The sequence below is a fragment of the Variovorax sp. 01T439_2 genome (assembly GCF_056398445.1).
In genome coordinates, this window is record NZ_JBFTPJ010000930.1 from 1 (window position 1) to 2,304 (window position 2,304).

A 2,304-nucleotide genomic window follows, 5' to 3' on the forward strand; every position below is an offset into this window, starting at 1 on the left:
TTGCGCCGCCAGCGCGCCAGCATGCAGCGAGGTGTCGCCGAACAGCAGTTCGCTGTAGACCGCGGTCATGAGGGCCGTGGTGTCGGCCACCACCACGCCCGAAGCGGCCGCGGCTTCGATGCGGCGCGTCTGCTCCTCTGCAATGGCCCGCTGCTCGTCGGGGCGCGGCGTGCGGCCTTCGCGCTCGCACCATTCGCGCAGGTATTCGCCCACCAGCGTGGTGGCAATGCCGCGTTCCTGCAGGCGTTGCGCGAGCGCGCGCGCGAGTTCGGTCTTGCCGGTGCTCTCGGCACCGAGCAGCGCAATCACGCATCCGGTCGGCAAGGTGGGTGTCATGCGCGCGCTGCCGCCCCGCCGTGCATGCGCGCACGCCACGCAAGAAAGCCCGCCACGCTGAGCACCGCGAACACGGCGTAGAGCCCGACCGTGAGCCACAGCCCCTTGTGGATGAAGAGACCCACGCTCACGACGTTCACCGCCAGCCACACCAGCCAGTTCTCGATGAACTTGCGCCCGAGCAGGAACTGGCCGACGAGGCTGAGCCCGGTCGAGAACCMGTCCCACCAGGGCACGTCGGTGTCGGTGAAGCGGCGCAGGAAAAGCGCGACCGCGGGCCATGCCAGTGCGCAGGCCGCGAGTGCCAGCGCCACGCCGCGCGGCGAAAGCCGGCTCACGCGCAATGCGCTGCCATCGGCGCGGTGGCCGCGCAGCCATTGCGACCAGCCCCAGAGCGCGACGACTGCGAAGAACACCTGCAGCGAGGCGTCGCCGTAGATGCGTGCCTGCGCGAACACGGCCACGTAAAGCAGCGAACTGAGGATCGCCAGTGGCCAGCCCCAATGGATCTCGCGCATGTTGCAGCCGACCATCGCAACCGCCAGCACCGCCGCCACGAGTTCGAGCCAGCTGACCGGTGAGCCCCAGAGCGCGAATGCGGGGGCCGAGAAGAACTCGGGCATCAGCGCGTCAGGCGTCGAGCGCCGCCGGGCCGCCCCAACGTGCGAGCGGCCCCCTCGGGGGGCAGCGAGGACACGCAGTGCCGAGCGTGGGGGCCATATTCAGTGCGTGACCTGAACGAACACTTCGTTGGGCTTGACCATGCCCAGCTCCTGCCGCGCACGCTCTTCGACCATCTCGAGGCCGATCTTGAGGTCGTTGACTTCGGAGGCCAGCCGCTCGTTGTTGACCACGGCCTTGGCGTTGGCCGCCTTCTGGTCGGCCAGCTTGGACTGCAGCTGCGCCACGTCGCGCACGCTGCCGCGCCCGTTCCACAGCTGCCACTGCAGGATGACCAGCAGCAGCAACAGCACGATGGGTGGAACGAGGCGCGAGCGCATGCCGCMGGCTTCGCGTGCTACTTCAGGTTGTAGAACGCGCCGCGGCCGGGGTAGCTGGCGATGTCGCCGAGGTCTTCCTCGATGCGCAGCAGCTGGTTGTACTTGGCGATGCGGTCCGAGCGCGAGAGCGAGCCGGTCTTGATCTGGCCCGCGTTGGTGCCCACCGCGATGTCGGCGATGGTGCTGTCCTCGGTTTCGCCCGAGCGGTGCGAGATGACGGCCGTGTAGCCCGCGCGCTTGGCCATCTCGATGGCGGCGAAGGTCTCGGTCAGCGTGCCGATCTGGTTGATCTTGATCAGGATCGAATTGGCAATGCCCTTGTCGATGCCTTCCTGCAGGATCTTGGTGTTGGTGACGAACAGGTCGTCGCCCACCAGCTGCACGCGCTTGCCCAGGCGCTCGGTGAGCAGCTTCCAGCCGTCCCAGTCGCCTTCGTGCATGCCGTCCTCGATGCTGATGATCGGGTACTTGTCGACCCAGGTGGCCAGCATGTCGGCCCAGTTGCCGGCCGAGAGCGTGAGGTTCTCGCCCGAGAGCACGTAGTTGCCGTCCTTGTAGAACTCGCTCGCGGCGCAGTCCAGGCCGAGCGCAATCTGCTCGCCCGCCACGAAGCCGGCCTTGTCGATGGCTTCGAGGATCAGCTGGATGGCCGCTTCATGGCTTTCGACGCTGGGCGCGAAACCGCCTTCGTCGCCGACGGCCGTGCTGATGCCGCGGTCGCCCAGGATCTTCTTGAGCGCATGGAACACCTCGGCGCCGTAGCGCACGGCTTCGCGGAAGCTCGGCGCGCCCACGGGGATGATCATGAACTCCTGCAGGTCCAGGCTGTTGTTGGCGTGCGCGCCGCCGTTGATGACGTTCATCATCGGCACCGGCAGCTGCATGCCGCCCATGCCGCCGAAGTAGCGGTACAGCGGCAGGCCCGACTCCTCGGCCGCGGCGCGTGCCACCGCCATCGAGACGGCGA

At 68.0% G+C, this 2,304-nt stretch carries 4 protein-coding genes; all 4 read right to left on the bottom strand.

The window, feature by feature from the left end; all coding sequences use genetic code 11:
• The coding region (locus AC1DOC_RS29935; protein WP_478131148.1) for an AAA family ATPase at positions 1-336 on the bottom strand (336 nt) is incomplete at its 3' end.
• A complete protein-coding gene (gene pnuC / locus AC1DOC_RS29940) occupies positions 333-959 on the bottom strand; it encodes a nicotinamide riboside transporter PnuC (RefSeq protein WP_478131149.1) in 627 nt (208 codons plus the stop codon). The genes pnuC and AC1DOC_RS29935, both read right to left, overlap by 4 nt.
• Positions 960-1,058: 99 nt before the next feature.
• A complete protein-coding gene (ftsB, locus tag AC1DOC_RS29945) occupies positions 1,059-1,337 on the bottom strand; it encodes a cell division protein FtsB (protein ID WP_012748544.1) in 279 nt (92 codons plus the stop codon).
• A gap of 17 nt (positions 1,338-1,354) precedes the next feature.
• Positions 1,355-2,304, bottom strand: a 950-nt coding sequence (gene eno / locus AC1DOC_RS29950) for a phosphopyruvate hydratase (protein ID WP_478131150.1), incomplete at its 5' end; no start/stop codon positions are given.